This window comes from Bacillus sp. S4 (assembly GCF_040838205.1).
GTDB lineage: Bacteria > Bacillota > Bacilli > Bacillales > Bacillaceae_G > Bacillus_A > Bacillus_A cereus_U.
This window is the reverse complement of sequence record NZ_JBFPJI010000016.1, coordinates 1-22,663: the sequence shown is the minus strand read 5'-3', so window position 1 is coordinate 22,663 and position 22,663 is coordinate 1. Positions and strand designations below refer to the sequence as shown.

The window sequence follows — 22,663 nt, the reverse complement described above, 5'->3', positions numbered from 1 at the left end:
CACCTTCTTTTTATCCCACTATTTGCGGGCAGTAAAACTCCCACCTCAAAATTCGGCTGGAGCAAAGAAGTTAGGTGGAAGCCCTGCTGCCCGTAAACGCCCGATTGGTGAAGGCTAATAATCAGTGGGGGATGAACCAAACCCCCACTGATTATAGTTTCACTTTATTTCTTCGGTTCTAGACCGATCTGACGTAGGAAATCTGCCAGTCCTTTTTTACCAATTGTTTCTTTTGGCTTAACTACTTCTGGAACACCGACTTCTTTTTGCAAGAAGTTTTTCTCAATGAAGCGGACATCTGTTTCGTCCACTACACCATCTTGGTTGATGTCTTGCGGCACGATGGATGCATCCTTCTTACCGTATACATCTACTACACTTTGCATATCGCGAATATCAATCAATCTATCACCATTCACGTCCCCTGCAAGACTTTTAGCACCTAATCTAACATGTTGCCCGCGCATTTCACCGTTTACAGAATATCCAGGAATGAATTTCCTCATCGATTTGAGATGTCCCGGAATATCGAAAACAACTGTGTATGCTTCAGTAGAAGCTGGGATACCATGAATAGTGTAGAATCCTCTCTCATCAATTGTTCCCTTATATTTTTTACCACTTGGGGACAGCACATATACTTGGGCACCGATTTTTGTATAATCCGCTTTTCTCAAATACTGAGCGTTCTCAGTCCCAATCAAAAATGCTTCTGGTAGGATAGAACCCTGCGCTCTCGAATGCGTTGGAATGATATTAAAGGTTTCTGTTCTGAAATAAGGAATGGCAGTAGCTGCTGTTTGTCCCGCTTTCATATAAGACGCCTGTTGTACATTAAATCCGATAACATTATCGAAATATGCATCACTTACTAATTTAAACGTTACATCAAGAAAAGGCATATCTCCATCCATACCGCTGAATGAATTCCCTTTCATAGATGCGCCGACCTTCACTGTATTAGTGTGAGTTCCTTCTGTCACCATAGGTTCTTGCAACGATACTTCCAATCCCTTGTCCTTCGCATACTCGCTTGCCGCATTGTTCAATTTCACATTCTCAAACTTAAACAAATCTTTTATGAATTCGACATTAAATTCTCCAGATGCAAGCTGCTTCACATTATTGAGACTCAGTGTCATCGTAACGTTATCGTCAACTTTTACATCTTTCTTATCATAACTAGAAGTCGTATATTCCGTACCTTCTTTTACGAAAACATAGTTTTGTTTCTCCATTGCCGTTGCCATATCAAACGTAGTCAAAGTCAAACGTAAAGGATTTGTTGCAATATCACTTTCCTCAATTCCAAATTTCACATCTCCGTTCGCTTGGACTGGGAAGAATCCATCTATGAATCCAGAATTTGCAGAGTAACCCATTGTGTTGGATGATTGATCATAGTTTAAGCCTTTTGATTTTAATACATCTACCGTCGAATCTTTAGCTGTTCCATGCAGCCATACCGCTTTTTGTCCATCCTCTACTGTAAACATGGAGTCATTGACCTCGATTACACCCGGTTTTTTGTCCATATTTACTTCCGGTGCTATATTATCCACGATAAGCGGATTGTCTACAACATACGATTTCCCTTCTTCATCGTGCGCAATCATTTCTAGTGTATAATCGCCTGCCGGAAGCTTCACAGGAAGATCGCCAATTGGTTTGGAAGGATCATTTGTAAATGGATAGACAGTACCACTGAATACTCCTAGAAGAAAAGTTTCTACATCTGTCTGTAATTTACTAGTATTCGCTGTTCCTATAAAACCTACAGCTTTTCCTGTTTTACTGTCCTTAACAAGCACATCGATTGTTTTCATCGGGCTATTCAACTTCATTACTCCGTGAACCATAGGCTCTAAATATTGCCAGAAAGGTGTCGTATTTGTTACGGATGGTTTAGTCGTTTTTATATATTCAAATCCTTTTTCCGTCACCATGACAGCGAATGGAATTTGATACGTTTCCGCCGGATTGTTCGCATTAGTCACATGGATATATCCTTCGTATCTGCCTGTCTTAGCGCTAGCAGGAATCGTAATTTTCGGCTCCAGCTCCTGTGATTGTCCGCTTGCTACTGTAATGGATGCCGGTACCTCAACTTGTACACCATTCTTCACTGCATCTTGAATACCTGTACGTTCATCGTGATACTCCACTTCTACTTTAAAGGATTTTTCTTCTTTGCCGTTGTTTTGGACATTTACTTTTTTGCTTGCCTCAATTGGTTTATCATCTTGCTTAAAATGTCTGCCAAACATAATAGAGCCTGTTTGTTCGTCAATTTCAACAATATTCCCGTTCTCAATATTTTTTGTTTTGTCCAATACTTTGATAGATGTGTCCGTATGAACAGCTTGATACGCGTCAATACGCCCCGCACCCACTTCGTATACAGAATTCTTGCCATTCAAATCATCGGATGTATTCATAAGAGCCGCTTTTACATCGAAAGGAGTATATTCTGGATGCTCCTGCAGGATCAATGCAGCTGTACCCGCTACGTGAGGAGACGCCATAGAAGTACCAGACAAGCGTACATATGCATTGCCGTAATTTATACCGTCCTGCGGATCATTGATGTATTCCGGTGCAGTAGAGAAAACCGACACACCAGGAGCGACTACATCTGGCTTAATGTCATAATTCCCATTTACCGGCCCACGGGAGCTGAAATCAGCTAAGTGATCCCCTTCCGTTTTTGTATTGCTCAGCGTCTCGAATTTGAAAGATACTTCACCTAGCGCCTTTAACCGTTCGCCATCTGCTTTTGACAGACGGAAAGATGGAATAAGGCCTACCCCCTCACCTAAGTAGGCAGATATTTGTCCGTCAGCATTGTTATATACGATAACCGCTTTTGCTCCAGCACTTTTTGCATTTTTAATTTTTTCATCAAACGTAATTTCTCCGCGCTGAATTAACGCAATTTTTCCGTTAAGATCTTTCCCCGTAAAATCAGCTGGTTTACCAAGTCCCGCAAATACAATTGGTAACGATTGTCCCCCAAAATCTTCTAACTTATCAGGAAAATCTTTACCTAATAGCTGCATATTTTCAAATTTTTCGTTAGATACACTTGCGCTGAATGTAGGAATAGACATGGCAGCATCACTTGCCCCTACTGAAATACCAAGAGCTGCCGTTCCCGGGGAACCAAGCGTTTTTTCGTTTGGCCCGGCGTTACCTGCGGCAACAACTGTTACCACACCTGAAAGCATAGCGTTATTTGTCGCGACAGAAGTAGCATATAACGGATCGTTAGTCTGCGCACCAAGTGACATATTGATAACGTCCATACCATCTGCAATCGCTTTATCTATTCCAGCAAGAATTCCTGCTGTATTACCTCCGCCCCAAGGACCTAATACTCTATAAGCATATAAATCTACATCAGGTGCTACACCTTTCACAGCATAATCCGCATTGTTTTTCTTTTGAGCTGCAATCGTTCCTGCTACATGTGTACCATGGTTTGTATAATACACATAGCCAGGAGATGTTGGCTTACCAGCTTTTATCCAGTCCTCGTATGTCGTTTCCATCGGATCTGCATCGTTATCTACAAAATCATATCCGCCTTTATAGGCACCTTTTAAGTCAGGATGATTATAGTCAACACCTGTATCAAGAACGCCGACTTTAATCTCTTTACCTGTAATGTTTTCTGCATGAAGCTTGTCCACGCCAATTTGCGGAATACTGTCCGCCATTTTCGGATCGATTGTTTCTTTTGTTTCTACCGGAGGTTCCACTTTTACCTCGTAATCTTTAAAGACACGTTTTACTACTCCAGATTGGATCAACTCCTGCACAGCCACACCAGGTAAAGTCATCGCTACGCCGTTGATCGCATTCTTATATTCTCGTGTAACCTTCACTTTTTTCGTATCGTAAGTGCCGGCATCCTTCTTCGATTTTAAGGATTCGACATGTTGTTTGAACACTTTATGCTCTTCATCCACTTTTGCTTGCGCAGTAGTAGTAGTTATTTTCTTCCCTTTCGCCGCTTGTTTCATCACTTCAATTTTTGCTGGAGCTTGATTGAATTCCACGATAACGTTAACTAATTCAGCACTATTAGAATCAATATCAGGTGAAATCGTAAAATTAGGACTTACATCTAGCTGTTCCAACGCTTTTCTTTGTTCTGGAGACAGATTCATTAGTACCTGTTCCGCATTATCAACTGGCTTCAATTCAACCGCACTTTCTGCCAATACGTTATACGGAATACCTTGTGACAATAGCATACCAGTAACTAAAGTTCCTGTAAGAACCCTCCCAAATTTCCCTCTCTTCATACAAGTTCCCCCATCTAAATTTATTTGTATTTGTAGTCATTGCATAACATAAATTTCCGAAGCTTTTAGACTACGACTCTACTTTCTTATCTTATTAAATTTAAACTTTTCTGAAAATTATCAAAAAGTAATATTTTTTTAGTTATTAGTTCTATACCGTATAGTACAAAAGAACTACCCCGCACTTTATTATTTTGAGTAAAATAATAAAACACAGGGTAGTTCTTTTAAATGATTTTCATTTAAGAAAATGGAACAAGCTGATTTCGCACGGCATATATGACTGCTTGTGAACGGCTTTTCACATTTAGTTTTCTGAAAATCTTATTTATATGGATTTTAACTGTCTTGTCACTGATATATAGAGCTTCAGCAATTTCCTTATTGCTAAAACCTTTGACCAATTCAAACAGTATTTCTTTTTCGCGCTCTGTTAGTTCATTTTCATTTGATTCTGATTTCGTTTGCTGATGATATGTAATCAACTTTTTAGTCATACGCGGATGAATCACAGAATCTCCTTGTAATACCATTCGGATTGCCGCCACTACCTGCTCGGATGATGAATCCTTCAGTAAATAACCGTCTGCACCTGCCCGAAGAGCAGCCATCAAGTATTCATCATGTTCATACATAGTCAATACGAGAACACGGCAGTTCGGATACTGATCTTTCACGAGTGATGTGGCCTCAATACCATTTTTCCCCGGCAAATTAATATCCATTAAAATACAATCAGGCCTACAATCTTCCACTTTCTTTACTACCTCATCCCCGGAAACAGCTTCTCCAACTACTCGCATATCAGATTCGAGTTCCAATATACTTCGAATTCCATCACGCAAAACAGTATGATCATCCACTACTAATATTCGAATCATGATACCCCTCCCCCATTTCTGAATCTGGAATTAACAATGTGATTTCTGTACCTTTTCCTACTGAACTATCAATCTGAAGGGTAGCCCCTAGCTGTTCAGCCTGTTCATTCATATGTAATATACCATAATGCGGCTCATGCTTTGCTTTAATCATAGATTCAAAAAGAGAAAAGCCAATTCCGTTATCCTTTACCTTTAAAAGTACATGTTCCCGTTGATAGCTTAGTAAAATGTCAACTTTATCTGCCTTTGCATGCTTTATAATGTTCTGCAAGCTCTCCTGTAAAGTATCGAAGATGACTCGTTCTTTCGTAAAACTAAGTTTTCGAGAACGGCCTCTTTCATGATATAGAATGGCTAGACCATATTCTTGTTTTAAGGATTGAACTTTATTTATAATTGCTTGTTTTAGTCCTAATCTTTGTGTTGGATATGGCTTTAAAGCATAAATAGAATAACGAACTTCACTTAAACTCTTCCGTAATTTTTTTATGCTTGTATCTACCACTTGCTGCATGTCCTTTGGTCGATCTGCATATTTTTTCTGAGCTGACTCCATCTGAAATATCACTCCAGCCAATGCTTGTGCGATTCCATCGTGGATTTCACGAGCAATTCGATTTCTTTCTTCTAAAATCGTTCTTTTTTCCTGTTCAGAGACGAGTGTCCGTGTTTTAAGCAAGCTACCTAATTGATTGGCAAACGTAGCTAAAGTCTGTACATCTTCAGTAATAAAACTCGCACTCCTGCTTTTCCCTGCCACAAACATTCCAACTAATTCATGATTTACCTTAAGAGGTAAATATACAAGCGAGCGCATAGTATTTTCAAACACTTCATCTCCCGGAGCCATACCTGTTTTCCAATCAGTAACAACAACAGTTTCTGATATCTCTTCAAACTTCTTATGCAGGTCAGAATAATTAGAAATATCACGACGTACTTTTCCATCCTTTAATAAAAGTGTCCAGTTCTCTTCATCTTTTGCCCATAAAACATATGCCTGTATTCCTAGAAATCCTTTCAGTGATTGTTTCATCTGCTGTAAGTTTCCGGCAGATAATCCATGACTTAATTCCGTCGTAATGGAAAAAAGCTTATATAATCGTTCTTTTTCCACCCGTATTTGTCTAACGAAAGAGCTAATGATACAAATTGCCACAAGCGGGAAAAAGAAGAATAGAACCATGATTTCATCCATCACTCCGCGATATCGGTAATCTAAAATATGTATAAGTGAAGAATAAAATAAACAAAAACTCAAACTCAAGAGTACTAATATATTCTTTTTACGCCACTCTTCTAGCGGATAGGGCTGAGGAAGAAGTATGATTAAAAGATCGTAAAATAAACTGTTAAAAAGGCAAAGAAATGCGCTGAATAAAAACAAGCTTATAAATTTTTCATATAAAACTGAAAGATTCATTCCAGAAATAAAAAAAGAGAAACATCCACTGGAAAACCATTCTGCTAATACGATACTAAGAGCAAGTTGCGCACAATTAAATACCGTCCTTTGCATAGGTAATCGGCGAAGCAATTGGATACTTAACATCACACCCACACACGAAACAACAGTTATATGCATTCCAAACTGCCAATTCATTGTATAAATAAGTGTAAGGCTGAGTGTGATCCCCCCTCTCCAAATGCGGATAGGAAAATACTCAGTAATTCCCATAAACATAATTAACAACAAAAGCAGTATAAGATGGGAAGGCATTTCACTTAAAAATAAGGAAATAATAACAGCAATTAAACCAAGAAAAGAGATAGAATAAATATAAAAACTAGCTACTTGCTCTCTCATAGAAGTAAAATCTATCTTTTTCAAAACGATCCCTCCCTCAAAAAAATTTATCCCGCTATTTGCGGGCAGTAAGACTCCCACCTCAAAATTCAGCTGGAGCAAAGAAGTTAGGTGGGGTGGGAGCCCTGCTGCCCGTAAACGCCCGATTGGTGAAGGCTAATAATCAGTAGGGGATGAACAAAACCCCCACTGATTATAGTTTCACTTTATTATCATCATTATCTACTAAAAAACCGGCACTGGCAAAATGAGAAGGTTCTCATTAGCCAATCACCGGCTGTGCGCTGTCCCTTAGAAGGGATGACACAATATTAGTATAAAACAGGTCTCTTCATTCCGCCACCCATCAAATGTTATAATTGTAAATATATTCTATGTCTATCATATAGAACTAAAGATGTATATGAATCAATTTCATAATTGGTTTTTACCGGTAGAAGATACTACTTTAAATCCAAGTTGTTCATATATTTTCAGTAATTCACTCTCCATTATATATTTTCTTCTTCCACATTCATTTTCTATTCTGTAATTGACTATATTCTTCTTTTGTATTTACATTAAGAAATAACCCCTTCGACAGCTGTGATTCTTCTGCCGTAATATACTGCGTTTTACAATGAGATAATAGCCCCTGCATACTTCTCTTATCTTCTTTTAATAACCGCTCTATTTTTTCTTTTGCTCGGTGATGATACATTGCTAACAGTGGTTGTTTCCGCCCCTCCACCAATGGAACAATTGCTTCATACGCTTCATCTACTCGTTCTATAAATGCCATCGCCCATTCTTTCGAAACATTTGGTGTATCACACGGTGCAACGATATACCAATCTGCATCTACGAATTCCATGCCTGTTAATAAACCAGCAAGCGGACCGTTTCCTTTATACATCGCGATATCTTCTACAACTGGTACATGCAATATATGCAAAAGATCATTAGTAATCGCTGGGTTGCTAATTACAACAACGTCTGTAACAACCTCTTTCAATGCCTCTATACTATACTCAATAAATGTTTTCCCGCGCCAGGTTGCCAATGCTTTCGGCTCACCAAAACGACTAGACTGTCCGCCGGCTAATACAATTCCTGCAATTTTCATTGGCGATGCAGCTCAAATGTAATATGACCTAATTCCGGTAAAATTAACTTATTCATCGCAAGACGAACCGCTCCGCTAGACCCTGGCATTGAAAAGACAACTTTACGTCCGATTGTACCGCCGATTGCTCTACTTAACATCGCACTACTTCCGATATCTTCTAAGTAACTTATCATACGGAACAACTCACCAAATCCAACAATTTCTTTATCTAATAACACTGACACTGCCTCAATCGTTACATCACGTTTCGTAATACCAGTTCCGCCATTGGTTAGTACGACATCAACATCTTCCCTATGATAACCAGCTAACACAGCCTGCTGAATACTTTCTTTATCATCTTTCACAATTTCATAAGAGGTCACTTTATGCCCTGCTTCTATTAATAATGCATGTAACAATTGACCACTCTTATCCGTCTCTTCCGTACGTGTATCGGAAATCGTCACGATCTTACAACGCACTTCTTTTGGCGCTTGTTTTTTATGTTCAGTTACACTCATTTTTTATCGTTCCTTTCTTAAAGGCTTTTCTTCATTTTATCATACATATCTTTACACAATTATGTATGAAGCCAATGATGCATCATGATACAATATAAGTATATACACCCACAAAAAGGAAAATATACTTTCTTATACTTCTAGACTACACATCATTAGCTACTCTTTAAATCCCCTTATATTTTCCACATAGTAGATTTCATTTTAAAACTTACATTACAAAATAATTTGGAGGTTTACTCACTATGGAACTTTATAAAAAATTAACAACGACATTCATCCTCTTATTTGCCGCTTCCATCACTGTCGGCTTTTCTTTAAAAGGTGCAATTCCATACGCTACATTAGTGAGTATTATATTCGCAACGCTATTTTTACTGAGCAGTGCTTTTTGCGCAGGAAAAGCGCGTCAACTGAAAGGTTGATTGTCTATGTTCCGTAAGAAACCAATCCTTTGTAAATTATGTGAAAAGGAAATACAGACGTATGAAAAAACATGGATTCACATGCCATTTCCGGCAAGTGGTATGACAAATATGAAGAAGTATATTGAGCTAGACGGGGAAGTTTATTGTAGTTCTTGCATTCAAGTAGTAAATAAAGTGAAACTTTAATCAGTGGGGATTTTGTTCTTACCCACTGATTATTAGCCTTCACCAATCGGGCTTCTACGGGCAGTTAATGCGGGATAAAACCAAATAAAAAAAGCTTTGCGACACGCGCAAAGCTTCTTTTTCATATATTATAGACCAGCTTGCTCTTTTAAAGTAGCTGCTTTGTCTGTACGTTCCCATGTAAGATCTACATCAGTACGTCCGAAGTGGCCGTAAGCTGCTGTTTGTTTGTAAATTGGGCGACGTAAGTCTAGCATTTTAATAATACCAGCTGGGCGAAGATCGAAGTTGTTACGAACTAGTTCCACTAGTACGTCTTCAGATACTTTACCAGTGCCAAATGTATCAACTGAAATTGATACTGGTTGCGCTACGCCGATTGCGTATGCAAGTTGTACTTCTGCTTTGTCAGCAAGACCAGCTGCTACGATGTTTTTCGCAACATAACGAGCTGCATATGCTGCTGAACGGTCAACTTTCGTTGCATCTTTACCAGAGAATGCACCGCCACCGTGGCGAGCGTATCCACCGTAAGTATCAACGATGATTTTACGTCCTGTTAAACCAGCATCACCTTGTGGTCCACCAATTACGAAGCGGCCAGTTGGGTTAATGAAGAATTTCGTTTCTCCATCCATTAATTCTGCTGGAACTACAGCTTTAATTACATGTTCTTTTAAATCGCGATCGATTTCTTCCCATGTAACATCTGGATGATGCTGTGTAGAAATTACAATTGTATCCACACGTACAGGTTTACCATTTTCATCATACTCAACTGTAACTTGCGTTTTTCCATCCGGACGTAAGTATGATAATGTGTCATCTTTACGTACTTCAGTTAAACGACGAGCTAATTTGTGAGCAAGCGAGATTGGAAGTGGCATTAATTCTTGTGTTTCATTACATGCGAAGCCAAACATTAAACCTTGGTCTCCTGCACCAATTGCCTCAATCTCAGCGTCAGTCATTAGACCTTCGCGTGCTTCTAGCGCTTGGTCAACACCCATAGCGATGTCAGCAGATTGCTCATCGATAGATGTTAAAACTGCACAAGTTTCTGCATCGAATCCATATTTTGCGCGTGTGTAACCAATGCCTTGAATTGTTTCACGAACGATTTTTGGAATATCTACGTAAGTAGAAGTCGTAATTTCCCCCGCTACCAATACTAAACCAGTTGTTACAGTTGTTTCACAAGCTACACGTGCATTTGCGTCCTTTGCTAAGATCGCATCTAAAATTGAATCAGAAATTTGGTCACAAATTTTATCTGGATGTCCTTCAGTTACAGACTCAGATGTGAACAGATGACGTTTTTTTGTCATGTGGTAAACCTCCCTACAGTAATTGTATATATTGTACGGAACTCATCCTTAATTTGCCACAAACTGCGACATACATTTATTCTCCCACACAAGCATACAGAAAAACCTTTCCTACTTAACATAGAGGAAAGGTTTAATTTGCTACTTGCATACTGCTTTTTGCCCTTTGCTCTTATCGTTCGAGACCGTTAGCCTCGCACAGGTTTTAGCACCTATTCACCTGTATTTACCACTACAAGTGAGGTTGCTGGGCTTCATCGGGCCTGTCCCTCCGCCAGCTCGGGATAAGAGAGTATCCGTCCCAACCTATACTAAAGAAATGATATTCATTTGTCAATTAATATTCACATTTTCCTGAAAGTTTTTCTCAATACGCATAGAATGAAATATTAATAAGGAAATGATACATTCACACAAACAAAAATAAATAAATAGTATACATTATTTATATAATTGTGTTATACTCTTGATGGGGATTACGAGAAATATTTCATTAAATGAAAAGGATGGTATATAAATATGAGTACTGTGAATGTCCAAATTGGTTTACATGAATTATTGAACGGAAGCAATGCACAGATTCAATTAAGTGTTCCGCAATTAGTGGAAAAAGTATTAATGCGAAACGAAGGGAAATTAACTTCTACTGGTGCCGTTTCTGCTTCAACAGGAAAATACACAGGACGTTCTCCTAAAGATAAATTTATTGTGAAGGAAGCATCGGTTGCTGACAAAATTGCTTGGGGAGCCGTGAACCAACCGATCTCTGAAGAACATTTTAATAAATTATATATAAAAGTTTTAGAATACTTAAAAGAAAAAGAAGAGTTATTCATCTTCAAAGGATTTGCTGGCGCTGATCGCAACTATCGCCTACCAATTCAAGTTGTTAACGAATATGCATGGCATAATTTGTTCGTACATCAATTATTTATTCGTCCAAATGAAGACGAATTAGCAACTCACGAATCAGAGTTCACAATTGTTTCTGCACCAAACTTCAAAGCAGATCCAGCAATTGACGGTACAAATTCTGAAGCATTCATTATGGTTTCATTCGAAAAACGTATCGTACTAATCGGTGGTACAGAATACGCTGGAGAAATGAAAAAATCAATCTTCTCTATTATGAACTTCTTACTACCTGAACAAGACATTCTTTCTATGCACTGCTCTTCAAACGTAGGCGAAGAAGGCGACGTAGCACTATTCTTCGGTTTATCTGGAACAGGCAAAACAACATTATCTGCTGATCCAAACCGTAAATTAATTGGTGACGATGAGCACGGTTGGTCTGATAACGGTGTATTCAATATTGAAGGCGGTTGCTATGCAAAATGTGTAAACCTTTCTCATGAGAAAGAGCCACAAATCTTCGATGCAATCAAATTTGGTTCCGTTTTAGAAAACGTTGTCATTGACGGTCAAACACGCATCGCCGACTATAACGATACTACTTTAACAGAAAATACACGTGCTGCATACCCTATGCATGCGATTGACAATATCGTACTGCCAAGTGTTGCAGGACATCCAAATACAATTATTTTCTTAACTGCTGATGCATCTGGCGTATTGCCTCCAATCAGTAAGTTATCAAAAGAGCAAGCTATGTACCACTTCTTAAGCGGTTACACTAGTAAACTAGCAGGAACAGAGCGCGGTGTTACATCTCCGCAAGCTACATTCTCTACTTGCTTCGGTTCACCATTCTTACCGCTTGATGCATCCCGTTATGCTGAAATGCTTGGTGAAAAAATCGAGAAACATAATGCAAAAGTATTCTTAGTAAACACTGGCTGGACTGGTGGCGAATACGGTGTTGGTAAACGTATGAACTTAGGTTACACTCGTGCAATGATTCAAGCAGCACTAAGCGGTGAACTTGCTAAAGCTGAAACTGCAAAACACGACATCTTTGGCCTTGAAGTACCTTGTCACGTTCCAGGTGTACCTGACGAAGTATTAATGCCTGAACAAACTTGGGCTGATAAAGATGCTTACAAAGCGAAAGCAATTGAGCTTGCAAACGAATTTAAAGAAAACTTCAAAAAATTCGATAGCGTTTCTGAAGCTATTATTAACTTAGGCGGTCCAATCGCTTAATTACAAATTTTCTGTTGGAATAACCCTTTTACTCATATGAATAAGTGTCGTGTAACCGTAAAGTTCCGCGTACTCACCGACAAAACCCAATGCGGCTTAACGGTTACACACACATACATAAAAAAGAAGCTTACGTTAAAAACGTAAGCTTCTTTCTATATCTTATATAAAGTGAAACTTTAATCTCTTCATCTATCGCATACCAATACCCATAAATTTACAGAAAATTCATTTTATAATCATTCGTTTGTAGTTTCCCATGATATAATTTACATATACAGGAAAGGGTGAGGCCTATGAAAAATTTTTCTCGTACAGGAAAAATTTTATTCAGTTATGGAGCGATTCAAATGTTTTGGGGACTTGTGATGCTTAACGTTAATTTATTTGAGCATACAAGTGAAACGATAAAATACATTATTCTAATTATCGGAATAGTTTGTTGTATTGTATCCAACTTTTTTAAAGAACCTAAGAGTCATACTACTAAGTGATTTCATATTAACTTATTGGAAGCGGAAACCTATATTTTATACAAAGTTACGCTTCCTGTTGTACTATCCACCGCCGGATCCTCTATTCCATCTAAAAAAGAAGCCCTTTTAGCCCTTTATTAATTCTTCTTCATCCTTCATACTATAATACCCTAAATTCACAACGATTAAGAAATAACCACCCAGAATCCCTACTGCAAATGCCCACATTACCATATGATGCTCAATTTCGTACATAATAATAGCACCCAAAATGGCAGCTGCAAAGCGGTTAAACATACCAAGCGTCGGCGCTTTTGTCTTCTTTACGATACTATCTCCAAGTTTTTCGATACGCCTTCCTAAAATCCAAACACAATACATGCTTACAATAAGTCCAATTCCTGCACCTAGAAAATGTGCTGAAAACGGTGTTAACATCCAGCCTAATAACAGAATACCTAGTAGATAATACGATTGAATTTTAAACGACCTTAATGACATACTAATCATGTTGTACTCCCCTTCAATAGTTTTTATCTATCCAACCAAAGCTATATAACTCATTTCTTTCGAGTCCATGCTACTTAAAATCTATTTCATTCAAATTAAAAACAACATAAACTGTATGTTTATGTTGTTAAAATGCTTTTAGAAAATAATATTATACAAGATTTATAATGTAGAATCCCTCATAAATGTGACGTTTTTCCAAACATTTTTCGTCCATTTATGAAAAAAGTGATATCAATCTATGAACATACGGATATGATGTAATAAGCACAAAAATAAAGGGGGCGTCTAATGGTTTATTTTTTAATGGCTCTCATTCACCTCATTGTCCCTGCACTTATTGGACTTTCCTTGTATTGGTACACGAAAAGACATAGTATTTTCTATGCTGTCCTCGGTGTTCTTCTTCCAGGTATTATTCTTATTACACTCTTCCGTATTCCATTTTTAAATTTAATTCCACTTATTACTGCTATCTTGTTTCTCATCTTTTTACCAAAAATAAAAAAATAGGAAAGCAGATCATAGGTAATCTGCTTTCCTATTTTGATATAGGTTCTTGTACGGTAGAGTGCGCTTCTATTTTCTCCGATTTCACAAACCATAGACCGAAGAAAATGATAATTCCACCGATTATTTGTTGAAACGATACATATTCATTTGCCCATACAGCTGCAAATAAAACAGCTACAAGCGGTGTTATATACATATATACCATCGTATGTGACGCACCAATTTTTTGAACACCAACATACCACATCACTAAACCGAATACTGTTACAAAGAAAATAGAATATAGTAAAGCAAATAGTGTCATTCCGTGTGTAATGTGAAATGGCATGACAAATACATGTGGACCACTTAACAATAAGAGCGGAATCGCTCCAACTAATGTAGACCATGCAGTAACACGTAATGCTGAGTATTTTTTAATAAGCGGCCCTGCTAAAACGGGATAAAGTCCCCAACATATTGATGCAATAAGTCCAATCCCATTTCCGTAGAAAGAACTAGCGAGTGAATGCCCCGCTACTAAAACTAATGTAGCACCAATAAAGGCAATCATGGAACCAACTAACTTTCGAGAAGAAAATTTTTCTTGTTTCAAGAAAATCGCAAATAAAGTTGTAAAAATAGGTGAAATAGAAATGAGTAAAGAGGCATTTGTAGCGGATGTATATTGTACAGTTTCCATAAATAACGTTTGATACAGTACAATACCTACCGTGCTAACGATGATTAATCTTGGTATATCTTTTCGCTCCATATAAAGTGACTTTTCGATAAAGAACGTAAGTAATAACAGTAGTGGTGCTGCTGCCATCATTCGAACTGCAGTAAACTCAATCGCCGTAAATTCTAAAAGTCCATATTTCGCAATCGTATAGTTAATCCCCCAAATAATAACGACACTTAAAATTAATAACTCAATTCCCCATTTTCTCATGCGCAATCCCCTCCACAAAGAGAATTATACGGAAAATTCAATCACGTGTACATTTCATTATGTGAAAAAATCTTTTTATTGTATGAAGAACCTTATCTTAGTAAATGAAATTTTATAGACGATTTTCAAAGTATATCAGCGATTCGAAAAAGAATATCGACTTATCAATAAGAAACGACAATAGTATCACCCTATACTATAAAGAAAAGGCAGCTCCAAATTTTTTTGGGGCCGCCTTTTCTTTACTATACTCGAACATGTAACTTCATATTCGGATTATAAAACTGGCTTGGGCTCTTCAACTGAAAAGTCCCTCCAACTTCATGCCAATCAACTGTTAACTTATCATCCATAAATACAAGCTTTGTTCGATCTGCAATAAAGTTTAGTACGCTTGATTCAATATCTACATCGCGCTCATCTTTCTCTGAAACGGCTACTAAATCAATAATCCCGCTCATAACACAACCGCAACCTTCATTATCGTAAAATAATTTTATATATTTCGCTTCATTTGGAATCGTATCCATAATCTTTTTATATGCTGCTTCTGTTACAGTAACGTACATGCGTAAATCTACATCCTCTCTTCTCGTATCCTTTATATATTGTACCACCATTTTTCTTAAAATTTATATACAGAAAATTAAGACTAACATACAATGTATGTGGTAAAGGATGCCATATCACTGATGTTCAAACTACAGCGATATCCCATTTTCTTAAGTCTATTAGGTAGCTTTTTTATTTCTAGCGGAATGATATTACAACACATACTTCCCTATTCTCCTTCTATTGGCTGGATTCTAGGTTTTATTTGTTTTACATCCGCTTCTTATTTTGCTATGAAAGACAAAAACAACTAACAGGATACGAATTACCTTAAGGAGGATAACCAAACATGCCAGCCTTAAAAGAAATAGAGCAATCACTAAATCATTTATTCCAAATTGAAAAATACGGAAAAGACAGTTCCTTTAGTCGGTTCATTCCAGCCACATATGATCAGATCCAATTTCCATGGCAACAATTTTTCGAAGCAAATTTTGTGGAGCTATTTAACGGTCTTATGATACGAGGTGCCCAAAATGTAAACACAGTATTTTTAGCTGTCTTCCCAACTGATGATATTCTTGAAACATTCATTTCACAATCCATGCCAGGTGATTTACTCTTTATGCACCATCCACTTGTGATGGAATGCGGTGATCCGCTCGGGAAATCAGGGAGAGGCTTTATTCCAATTCCACAAAAATATTTGCAGGCAATAAAAGAGAAACAGCTTTCTATATATACATGTCACGTTCCAATGGATTTTCATCAAACATATGGAACTAGCATTTCAATTGCAAAGGCACTTCAAGCTAACGTAATTGACGGATTTGCTTACGGTGGTCCAGAGCAAGAGCCAGTCGGTCTTATTTGTGAAATAGATGAAACATCAACAGAAGAACTCCAAAAACGTTTAAAAAAACTCTTCCATATTCCTTACACAGACTTCGAAGGTAAACAACATGATTCCATCAAGAAAATTGCAATTATCGCTGGCTGCGGCGATGTCGTATCTTTAATGAAAGAAGCAGAAGAAAAAGGCGCTGAAGCGTATATTGCAGGAGAAATCCATTGTCATATTGATAACGAATACGGTAAGCATAAGTATTCACTTATTATGGATTACGTCAAAGAAACGAATATGTCACTCATCGGTGTGTCACACTCTGCCTCTGAATATTTAGTGAAAGAGACATTGATGTATGATTGGTTTAAAGAGAATTTTGATGTAGATGTTACTTTGATTCCACAGGAGAAATGGTGGTTATAAAACCTTAGTTATCAAACATCCCCCTCTATTGAAATTCCGTACTTCCATCCAAAATGAAAAGGGAAATCACTCTAAAGAAAGTGATTTCCCCTTTTTAAAATACCCACCGTTAAATCGGCAACATAATCTCAACAGTCGTTCCAACTCCAACTTCACTTTCAAAGTTCAATTTACCGTGGTGATCTTTAATAATTTTTTCCGTAACTACTAATCCTAAGCCTGTTCCAGTTTCTTTCGTTGTGTAAAAAGCTTCATTTAGCTTCGGAATTTTATCTTTCGGAATGCCGCATCCCTCATCTATAATTTGAACAATGATCACATCTTCCACTATAACTTTTACAGTAATAGTTCCGCCAACTGACATTGCTTCAATCGCATTTTTAATTAAATTAAAAAATACTTGTTTCAATCGTTTCTCATCACATGTAATTGAAGGTATGTCTTTACTATAAATAGCATGCATTTTTATCCCTTGTTCTAAAGCTGGCTTTTCCATAACCCTGATAACATAAGAGATGATTTCTTTAATATTATGAGTTTCGGATTCTACCGATTTAGATTTCTCAAACTCATTTAGTTCTGTAGCAATTGTATAAATTCGCTCTACTTCCTGTCTCATAATTTCACTATAAATCTTATCTTCTGGATATTTTTTCGCTTGCTTATTCACAAGTTTTTTCAATTTTTCTAACGGTCTTCTAATCTTATCGCCAATTACTGTTGCCATTTTTCCAACCATCGCTAATTTTTCTACATTTTGTATTTCTCTGTCCATCATTTCAAGTGTACGAACGTAAGATTGGAATCTTAAAAATATAATCCAACATATAATAACAAACACGCTATATAATGCTATTGGGATAAGAACGATAAAGGATTGAACAACGAATCCCATAAGTGCATATTTTCCAACAATAGTTCCGGCAACTAACCAAAAGTACCTCTTATTCACAAATATCGGTGCAAATAAAATAAAGAATCCTTCTACTATATTCCCGCCATCAAATTCCGCATCACTTCCGTAATAAATAATGAAGTTATTAATAAAATCCAATATATTATAGCCAATTAAAATAATATACTTCACAATATACGGCTTTTTCCATTTCATAAAATAAAGTCCTATAAAGAATAATCCAACCATCAAACTATATAGCCATAAACCTAATCCTTCTCCAAAAGCATCTGCTAGTTTTTGATTTTTATCTGATAAAAGGACAATAGCCTTTTCAGCAAAATCATACGCAAAAAATATAACGAAGAATAAGCTTAAAAATATTTTTAATGCCTTTATCTCTTCTTTTTCAAATGTATTGCCTTTTTCCATATGATAACTCCTTTAACAACACCTCTTAATCTTGTGTCACATTGCGCTCACATTTTTTCGGGAGCAGTATTTCTACTCTCGTTCCTTTCTTTACTTCACTAGAAATGTGTAATTCTCCAAGATGCTCTGTCATAATTCGCTCTGCTACCGTAAGACCTAATCCAATTCTATCTTGCTTCGTTGTATAAAAAGCATCCTTAACTCGTCCTAAATTATCCTTTTTTATCCCAAAACCACTATCTACTATACTTACTATTACGTAATCTCTTTTTTTATTTTCAACTTGTATTTTTAATGTTCCGCCATGTTCCATTGCCTCTAAAGCATTTTTAATAACATACAAAAATACTCCTTTTAATTTGCGTTTATCACATTCAATTTCACTTCTATTTTGCTCTTCATTAAAGGTGCAATTTATATTTAACTCGTTCATTTTTTTGCGCATGTTTTCTACCGCTTGTACTAAAACATCACTTACAATGTGTTTTTCATAAACAGAAGGTTTACATGTAGCAACCTCCATTAATTCACTAATCATATTATTCATATTTTCGATTTCGAGAATCATTTGTTCATATGTTGCATCTTTTTCGTGTTTCTCTTTTTGTAATTGCGTAAACCCTTTTAATGAAGCAAGTGGGTTTTTAATTTCATGTCCGACTGTCGCTGCCATTTTTCCGATAACCGCCAATTTTTGTGACTGACTTGCCTCTGCAATACGTCCCTTTACTGCTGAAAGATATTGTAAAAATCGATTTAAAATAATAAATGACACGAAAAGTAACACCATATTTATAACAAGAGACATAAACAAGTTAAGTTCTCCAAATACAAATAGGTATATCATATATTTCCCTATAAGAAATGGCGCTAAGACAAATAAATATCTTTTACTCAAAAAGATCGGTACGAAGAAAATGAAAATATATTCAATTACATTCCCTTCATCAAATGCTATTGTATTATGAAAAGCATACCATCCAATATTAAAAGTCTCTGCGATCATGTATGCAAATAAATATGTATATTTAACTAAATATGCTTTTCCTCTCTCAAATAAGTAAACACTAATACCTAATATAGCCATAATATATGCAAGCTTCCATATCACTTTATGCCAATTTCCTAAAGGCATTGTATCTTCTAATATAATCGCGTATGCAACCTCGTATACAATTAAAATAACATGCATTACCCATAAGAAAATCTTAGCGTTTTTCTTTTCTTCTTTAGCTGATAGAAAACTCTCTCCCACTTCAACACCCCTTCAAAAGAATACCATTTATTATAATAAATGATTTTCATAGACAAACAAAGATAAATTGAACAAATGAGGAAAATCAATCCATAGATAATATACTTCTTCAGACCATATGTAAGCATAAAAATCATGAACAATAATACGTATAATATGGGAGGTGCTTTATATGGACGGTCGTGAAAATAAGAAGATAGAACAGTTACAATCCTTTACGAAAAACAATGAAGGAAAAGAGATGACAACGAATACGGGTGTCAAAATTTCAAATGATGAAAACTCTTTAACCGCCGGCGATCGTGGCCCTACACTTTTAGAAGATTTCCTGATGCGAGAAAAACTCGCTCATTTTGACCGTGAACGAATTCCTGAAAGAGTCGTTCATGCTCGCGGTTACGGAGCACATGGTGTTTTTGAGCTATATGATTCTTTAGAAGATTTAACAATGGCTCATTTTTTACAAGACCCATCTAAAAAGACACCTATTTTTATTCGTTTTTCTGAAGTTGCAGGATCAAAAGGTGCAAATGAAACGAACCGAGATGTACGAGGATTCGCTGTTAAGTTTTATACAGAGGAAGGAAATTTCGATTTAGTGGGTAATAACATCCCGATTTTCTTCATTCAAGATGGTATTAAATTTCCGGATCTTATTCATGCTCTTAAACCAGAGCCACATAATGAGATTCCTCAAGGACAAACAGCACATGATACTTTTTGGGACTTTATCGCCAATAATCAAGAATCAGCTGCGATGATGATGTGGATTATGTCTGACCGTACAATTCCGAGAAGTTTTCGAATGATGCAAGGGTTCGGCGTTCATACATTCCGCTTAGTTAATAAACACGGAAAGTCACGATTCGTAAAATTCCACTGGAAGCCTAAGCTTGGTGTTCACTCGTTAATTTGGGATGAAGCTCAAAAACTAGGCGGTGCTGATCCGGATTACCATCGCCGTGATTTATGGGAAAATATTAATGCTGAAAACTACCCTGAGTACGAACTTGGCGTTCAAATTTTAGAAGAAGAGGACGAATTTAAATACGATTTTGATATATTAGATGCAACAAAAATTTGGCCGGAAGAAGACTTCCCTGTTAAAATCATCGGAAAAATGACGTTAAATCGGAACGTTGATAACGTATTTGCGGAAACAGAACAAGTCGCACTGCACCCTGGAAGCATCGTCCGCGGTATCGATTTTACAAATGATCCTCTCTTACAAGGTAGACTCTTTTCTTATACAGATACGCAATTAGCCCGCGTCGGTACAAACTATCAAGAGTTACCGATTAACCGCCCTGTATGTCCTTTTCATAACAATCAAAGAGATGGTGCGTCTAAATATATAATTGATAAAGGAAAAGTCGCTTACCATAATAACTCTTTAGCTAATAACTCTCCCTTTACTGTACCTGGTACGAAAGGCGGTTTCGTTACATATCCTTCTACTGTTTCCGGACATAAAACAAGAGAAACAGCCGCTAGTTTTAAAGACCATTTCTCACAAGCCCGTTTATTTTGGAATAGTATGAGCCACGTCGAAAAAATCCATATTATGCAGGCCTTCTCCTTTGAATTAGGAAAAGTAAAAAGTAAATCAGTTCGCCAACAAGTCGTAGATATGATTGGTCATATAAGTACAGAATTAGCTACTTTAGTAGCTGAAGCAGTCGGGGCAACAGTGCCGAATGTTCAAGAATCAAATGTTACAAAATCCTCACCAGCACTAAGTATGGAACATACAACATTCAGCCCAAATACATTACGAGTAGGCGTCATTGTCGCAAACGGATATGACGGTCAAAACGCACAATATATTATAAATCAATTCAAACAAGCCGGTCTTCAGCCCGTTATTATTTCCGAACGATTAGGTTTTGTGCAAGGCTCTCAAAATGTAAAGTGGGAAGTGAATGATACTTTCTTAACAGGATCACCGCTTCTTTACGATGGGCTACTTCTTATTGGCGGAAATATTGATGATCATTTTCTTAACAAAGCAAGTTCATTTGTCGTAGAATCATATAATCACTTTAAGCCAATTGGTGCTTTCAAAAATGGAACTACTATTATTCAATCTTTAAACATCGAAGGAAAACCTGGTGTTATAACAGAACAAACCCCTACCTTACTTGCGAATGAATTTATTCAGGCAATGACAAAACAGCGATTTTGGGAAAGAGCCTATTAAAATACATGAGGAGGGTACATCATGTTCGTTACAGTGGAAAAAGATGTACACATTTTTGTTGAGGATATTAACCCAGGCCCTGGAAGTAAACCTGTCTTCTTCGTTCATGGCTGGCCTTTAAATCATCAAATGTACCAATATCAATTTAATATCTTACCACAACATGGTTTCCGCTGCATCGCCATGGATATACGAGGAAACGGACAGTCTGATAAACCATGGACTGGTTACACTTATGATCGTTTAGCTGATGATATCGCAATTATATTAGAAGCACTTCAAATAGAAAATGCTACGTTAGTTGGTTTCTCAGTCGGCGGTGCTCTTTCTATTCGATACATGTCACGATATAACGGTCGCCGTATTTCTAAACTTGCATTAATTGATGCCGTCTCCCCCTCTTTCGTAAAAAACCAACAATCCCCTTACGGCGTACCGAAAGAGCAAGCAGATGCCCTGATTGCTCAAATGTATGCGAATTTACCTAAATTTCTTAATGATGTATCTTTATCATTTTTTAATAGAAACTTAGGAGCTGCCACGTTAGAATGGTTTTCTTATCTCGGTATGCAGTCCGCTTCTTATGCTCTCATCAAAATTTTGCAAGCTGCTGCAAACGAAGACGTAACGAAGGACTTAAGTAAATTTAACGTCCCAACAAAAATATTCCACGGTGTTCACGACCAACTCATCCCTTACAAAAGTGCTGAGTTAACAAAAGAACGCATTAAAAACTCTGAGCTATATCCTCTTACAAATAGCGGTCATGGCTCTCCAATCGATCAAGCTGATGAATTGAATAAAGAACTTATTAAATTTATAAACTCATAACAAATTAACAATGCCTCCTCAACAAAAAAGAATTTGCCAAAATGGCAAATTCTTTTTTTAAAATTACCACACAACTTTATCGCAACTTATTTTTCTGAAATTTCAATATATATCTAGATAAAAAAACTCTTAGAA

General features: G+C 36.9%; 20 protein-coding genes and 1 riboswitch. Of the genes, 9 read left to right on the top strand and 11 right to left on the bottom strand.

The window, feature by feature from the left end; genetic code table 11:
* Nucleotides 1–164: 164 nt before the first annotated feature.
* From AB3X48_RS04205 to AB3X48_RS04185, 5 genes are all read right to left on the bottom strand, one after another.
* Nucleotides 165–4,310 (bottom strand): S8 family serine peptidase, encoded by a 4,146-nt coding sequence (locus AB3X48_RS04205; RefSeq protein ID WP_256416151.1) that lies wholly within the window; start codon nucleotides 4,308–4,310, stop codon nucleotides 165–167.
* Between the two features lie 242 nt (nucleotides 4,311–4,552).
* Entirely contained in the window at nucleotides 4,553–5,191 is a 639-nt protein-coding gene (locus AB3X48_RS04200) for a response regulator (protein WP_002160145.1), read from the bottom strand.
* Nucleotides 5,166–7,025: a sensor histidine kinase gene (locus AB3X48_RS04195; protein ID WP_002160144.1), complete on the bottom strand. Its 1,860-nt coding sequence runs from the start codon at nucleotides 7,023–7,025 to the stop codon at nucleotides 5,166–5,168. Before AB3X48_RS04195 ends, AB3X48_RS04200 begins: the two co-directional genes overlap by 26 nt.
* A gap of 490 nt (nucleotides 7,026–7,515) precedes the next feature.
* A complete protein-coding gene (mobA, locus tag AB3X48_RS04190; RefSeq protein ID WP_016106423.1) occupies nucleotides 7,516–8,106 on the bottom strand; it encodes a molybdenum cofactor guanylyltransferase in 591 nt (196 codons plus the stop codon).
* Nucleotides 8,103–8,612: a MogA/MoaB family molybdenum cofactor biosynthesis protein gene (locus AB3X48_RS04185; RefSeq protein ID WP_002015669.1), complete on the bottom strand. Its 510-nt coding sequence runs from the start codon at nucleotides 8,610–8,612 to the stop codon at nucleotides 8,103–8,105. The genes mobA and AB3X48_RS04185 overlap by 4 nt, the downstream gene beginning before the upstream one ends.
* A 245-nt stretch (nucleotides 8,613–8,857) precedes the next feature.
* Between AB3X48_RS04185 and AB3X48_RS04180 the strand changes: the two genes are divergently transcribed.
* Both AB3X48_RS04180 and AB3X48_RS04175 read left to right on the top strand, forming a co-directional pair.
* Nucleotides 8,858–9,037, top strand: a complete 180-nt coding sequence (locus tag AB3X48_RS04180; protein ID WP_002160142.1) for a hypothetical protein — start codon at nucleotides 8,858–8,860, stop codon at nucleotides 9,035–9,037.
* A gap of 6 nt (nucleotides 9,038–9,043) precedes the next feature.
* A complete protein-coding gene (locus tag AB3X48_RS04175; RefSeq protein WP_016106424.1) occupies nucleotides 9,044–9,226 on the top strand; it encodes a hypothetical protein in 183 nt (60 codons plus the stop codon).
* A gap of 128 nt (nucleotides 9,227–9,354) precedes the next feature.
* On the opposite strand, the gene metK is transcribed toward AB3X48_RS04175, so the two are convergent.
* Entirely contained in the window at nucleotides 9,355–10,554 is a 1,200-nt protein-coding gene (metK, locus tag AB3X48_RS04170; protein WP_002112417.1) for a methionine adenosyltransferase, read from the bottom strand.
* Between the two features lie 169 nt (nucleotides 10,555–10,723).
* A riboswitch (SAM riboswitch) is annotated at nucleotides 10,724–10,845 on the bottom strand.
* A gap of 228 nt (nucleotides 10,846–11,073) precedes the next feature.
* On the opposite strand from metK, the gene pckA reads away from it, so the two are divergent.
* Nucleotides 11,074–12,660 carry a phosphoenolpyruvate carboxykinase (ATP) gene (pckA, locus tag AB3X48_RS04165; RefSeq protein ID WP_016106425.1) on the top strand — a complete coding sequence of 529 codons (1,587 nt, stop codon included), beginning with the start codon at nucleotides 11,074–11,076 and terminating at the stop codon, nucleotides 12,658–12,660.
* 296 nt (nucleotides 12,661–12,956) lie between these two features.
* Complete coding sequence (locus AB3X48_RS04160) at nucleotides 12,957–13,154, top strand: hypothetical protein (protein WP_002164919.1); 198 nt, start codon at nucleotides 12,957–12,959, stop codon at nucleotides 13,152–13,154.
* A gap of 108 nt (nucleotides 13,155–13,262) precedes the next feature.
* On the opposite strand, the gene AB3X48_RS04155 is transcribed toward AB3X48_RS04160, so the two are convergent.
* Complete coding sequence (locus AB3X48_RS04155; RefSeq protein ID WP_016106426.1) at nucleotides 13,263–13,646, bottom strand: ATP synthase subunit I; 384 nt, start codon at nucleotides 13,644–13,646, stop codon at nucleotides 13,263–13,265.
* Nucleotides 13,647–13,937: 291 nt separating this feature from the next.
* Here AB3X48_RS04155 and AB3X48_RS04150 point away from each other — a divergent pair, with 291 nt between their 5' ends.
* Nucleotides 13,938–14,159: a hypothetical protein gene (locus AB3X48_RS04150; protein ID WP_002112420.1), complete on the top strand. Its 222-nt coding sequence runs from the start codon at nucleotides 13,938–13,940 to the stop codon at nucleotides 14,157–14,159.
* Between the two features lie 28 nt (nucleotides 14,160–14,187).
* Here the strand turns inward: AB3X48_RS04150 and AB3X48_RS04145 are convergent, their stop codons facing one another.
* Nucleotides 14,188–15,093: a DMT family transporter gene (locus AB3X48_RS04145; RefSeq protein ID WP_088099589.1), complete on the bottom strand. Its 906-nt coding sequence runs from the start codon at nucleotides 15,091–15,093 to the stop codon at nucleotides 14,188–14,190.
* A 245-nt stretch (nucleotides 15,094–15,338) separates the two neighbouring features.
* Nucleotides 15,339–15,662: an iron-sulfur cluster biosynthesis family protein gene (locus AB3X48_RS04140; RefSeq protein WP_000289566.1), complete on the bottom strand. Its 324-nt coding sequence runs from the start codon at nucleotides 15,660–15,662 to the stop codon at nucleotides 15,339–15,341.
* A gap of 93 nt (nucleotides 15,663–15,755) precedes the next feature.
* On the opposite strand from AB3X48_RS04140, the gene AB3X48_RS04135 reads away from it, so the two are divergent.
* Nucleotides 15,756–15,959: a hypothetical protein gene (locus tag AB3X48_RS04135; RefSeq protein ID WP_088099590.1), complete on the top strand. Its 204-nt coding sequence runs from the start codon at nucleotides 15,756–15,758 to the stop codon at nucleotides 15,957–15,959.
* A 35-nt stretch (nucleotides 15,960–15,994) separates the two neighbouring features.
* Nucleotides 15,995–16,915, top strand: a complete 921-nt coding sequence (locus tag AB3X48_RS04130) for a Nif3-like dinuclear metal center hexameric protein (RefSeq protein ID WP_088099591.1) — start codon at nucleotides 15,995–15,997, stop codon at nucleotides 16,913–16,915.
* Between the two features lie 109 nt (nucleotides 16,916–17,024).
* Here the strand turns inward: AB3X48_RS04130 and AB3X48_RS04125 are convergent, their stop codons facing one another.
* Together AB3X48_RS04125 and AB3X48_RS04120 are read right to left on the bottom strand one after the other, a co-directional pair.
* Nucleotides 17,025–18,242, bottom strand: coding sequence for an ATP-binding protein (locus tag AB3X48_RS04125; RefSeq protein WP_016106431.1), 1,218 nt, complete (start codon nucleotides 18,240–18,242; stop codon nucleotides 17,025–17,027).
* A gap of 25 nt (nucleotides 18,243–18,267) precedes the next feature.
* The gene (locus AB3X48_RS04120) at nucleotides 18,268–19,497 is read right to left on the bottom strand and encodes an ATP-binding protein (protein ID WP_256416150.1); all 1,230 of its coding nucleotides are present in this window, start codon (nucleotides 19,495–19,497) and stop codon (nucleotides 18,268–18,270) included.
* A gap of 172 nt (nucleotides 19,498–19,669) precedes the next feature.
* Here AB3X48_RS04120 and AB3X48_RS04115 point away from each other — a divergent pair, with 172 nt between their 5' ends.
* Nucleotides 19,670–21,697, top strand: coding sequence for a catalase (locus AB3X48_RS04115; RefSeq protein ID WP_016106433.1), 2,028 nt, complete (start codon nucleotides 19,670–19,672; stop codon nucleotides 21,695–21,697).
* A 21-nt stretch (nucleotides 21,698–21,718) separates the two neighbouring features.
* On the top strand, nucleotides 21,719–22,528 hold the full coding sequence (locus AB3X48_RS04110; protein WP_016106434.1) for an alpha/beta fold hydrolase: 810 nt from the start codon (nucleotides 21,719–21,721) through the stop codon (nucleotides 22,526–22,528).
* The last annotated feature ends 135 nt before the right edge of the window (nucleotides 22,529–22,663 follow it).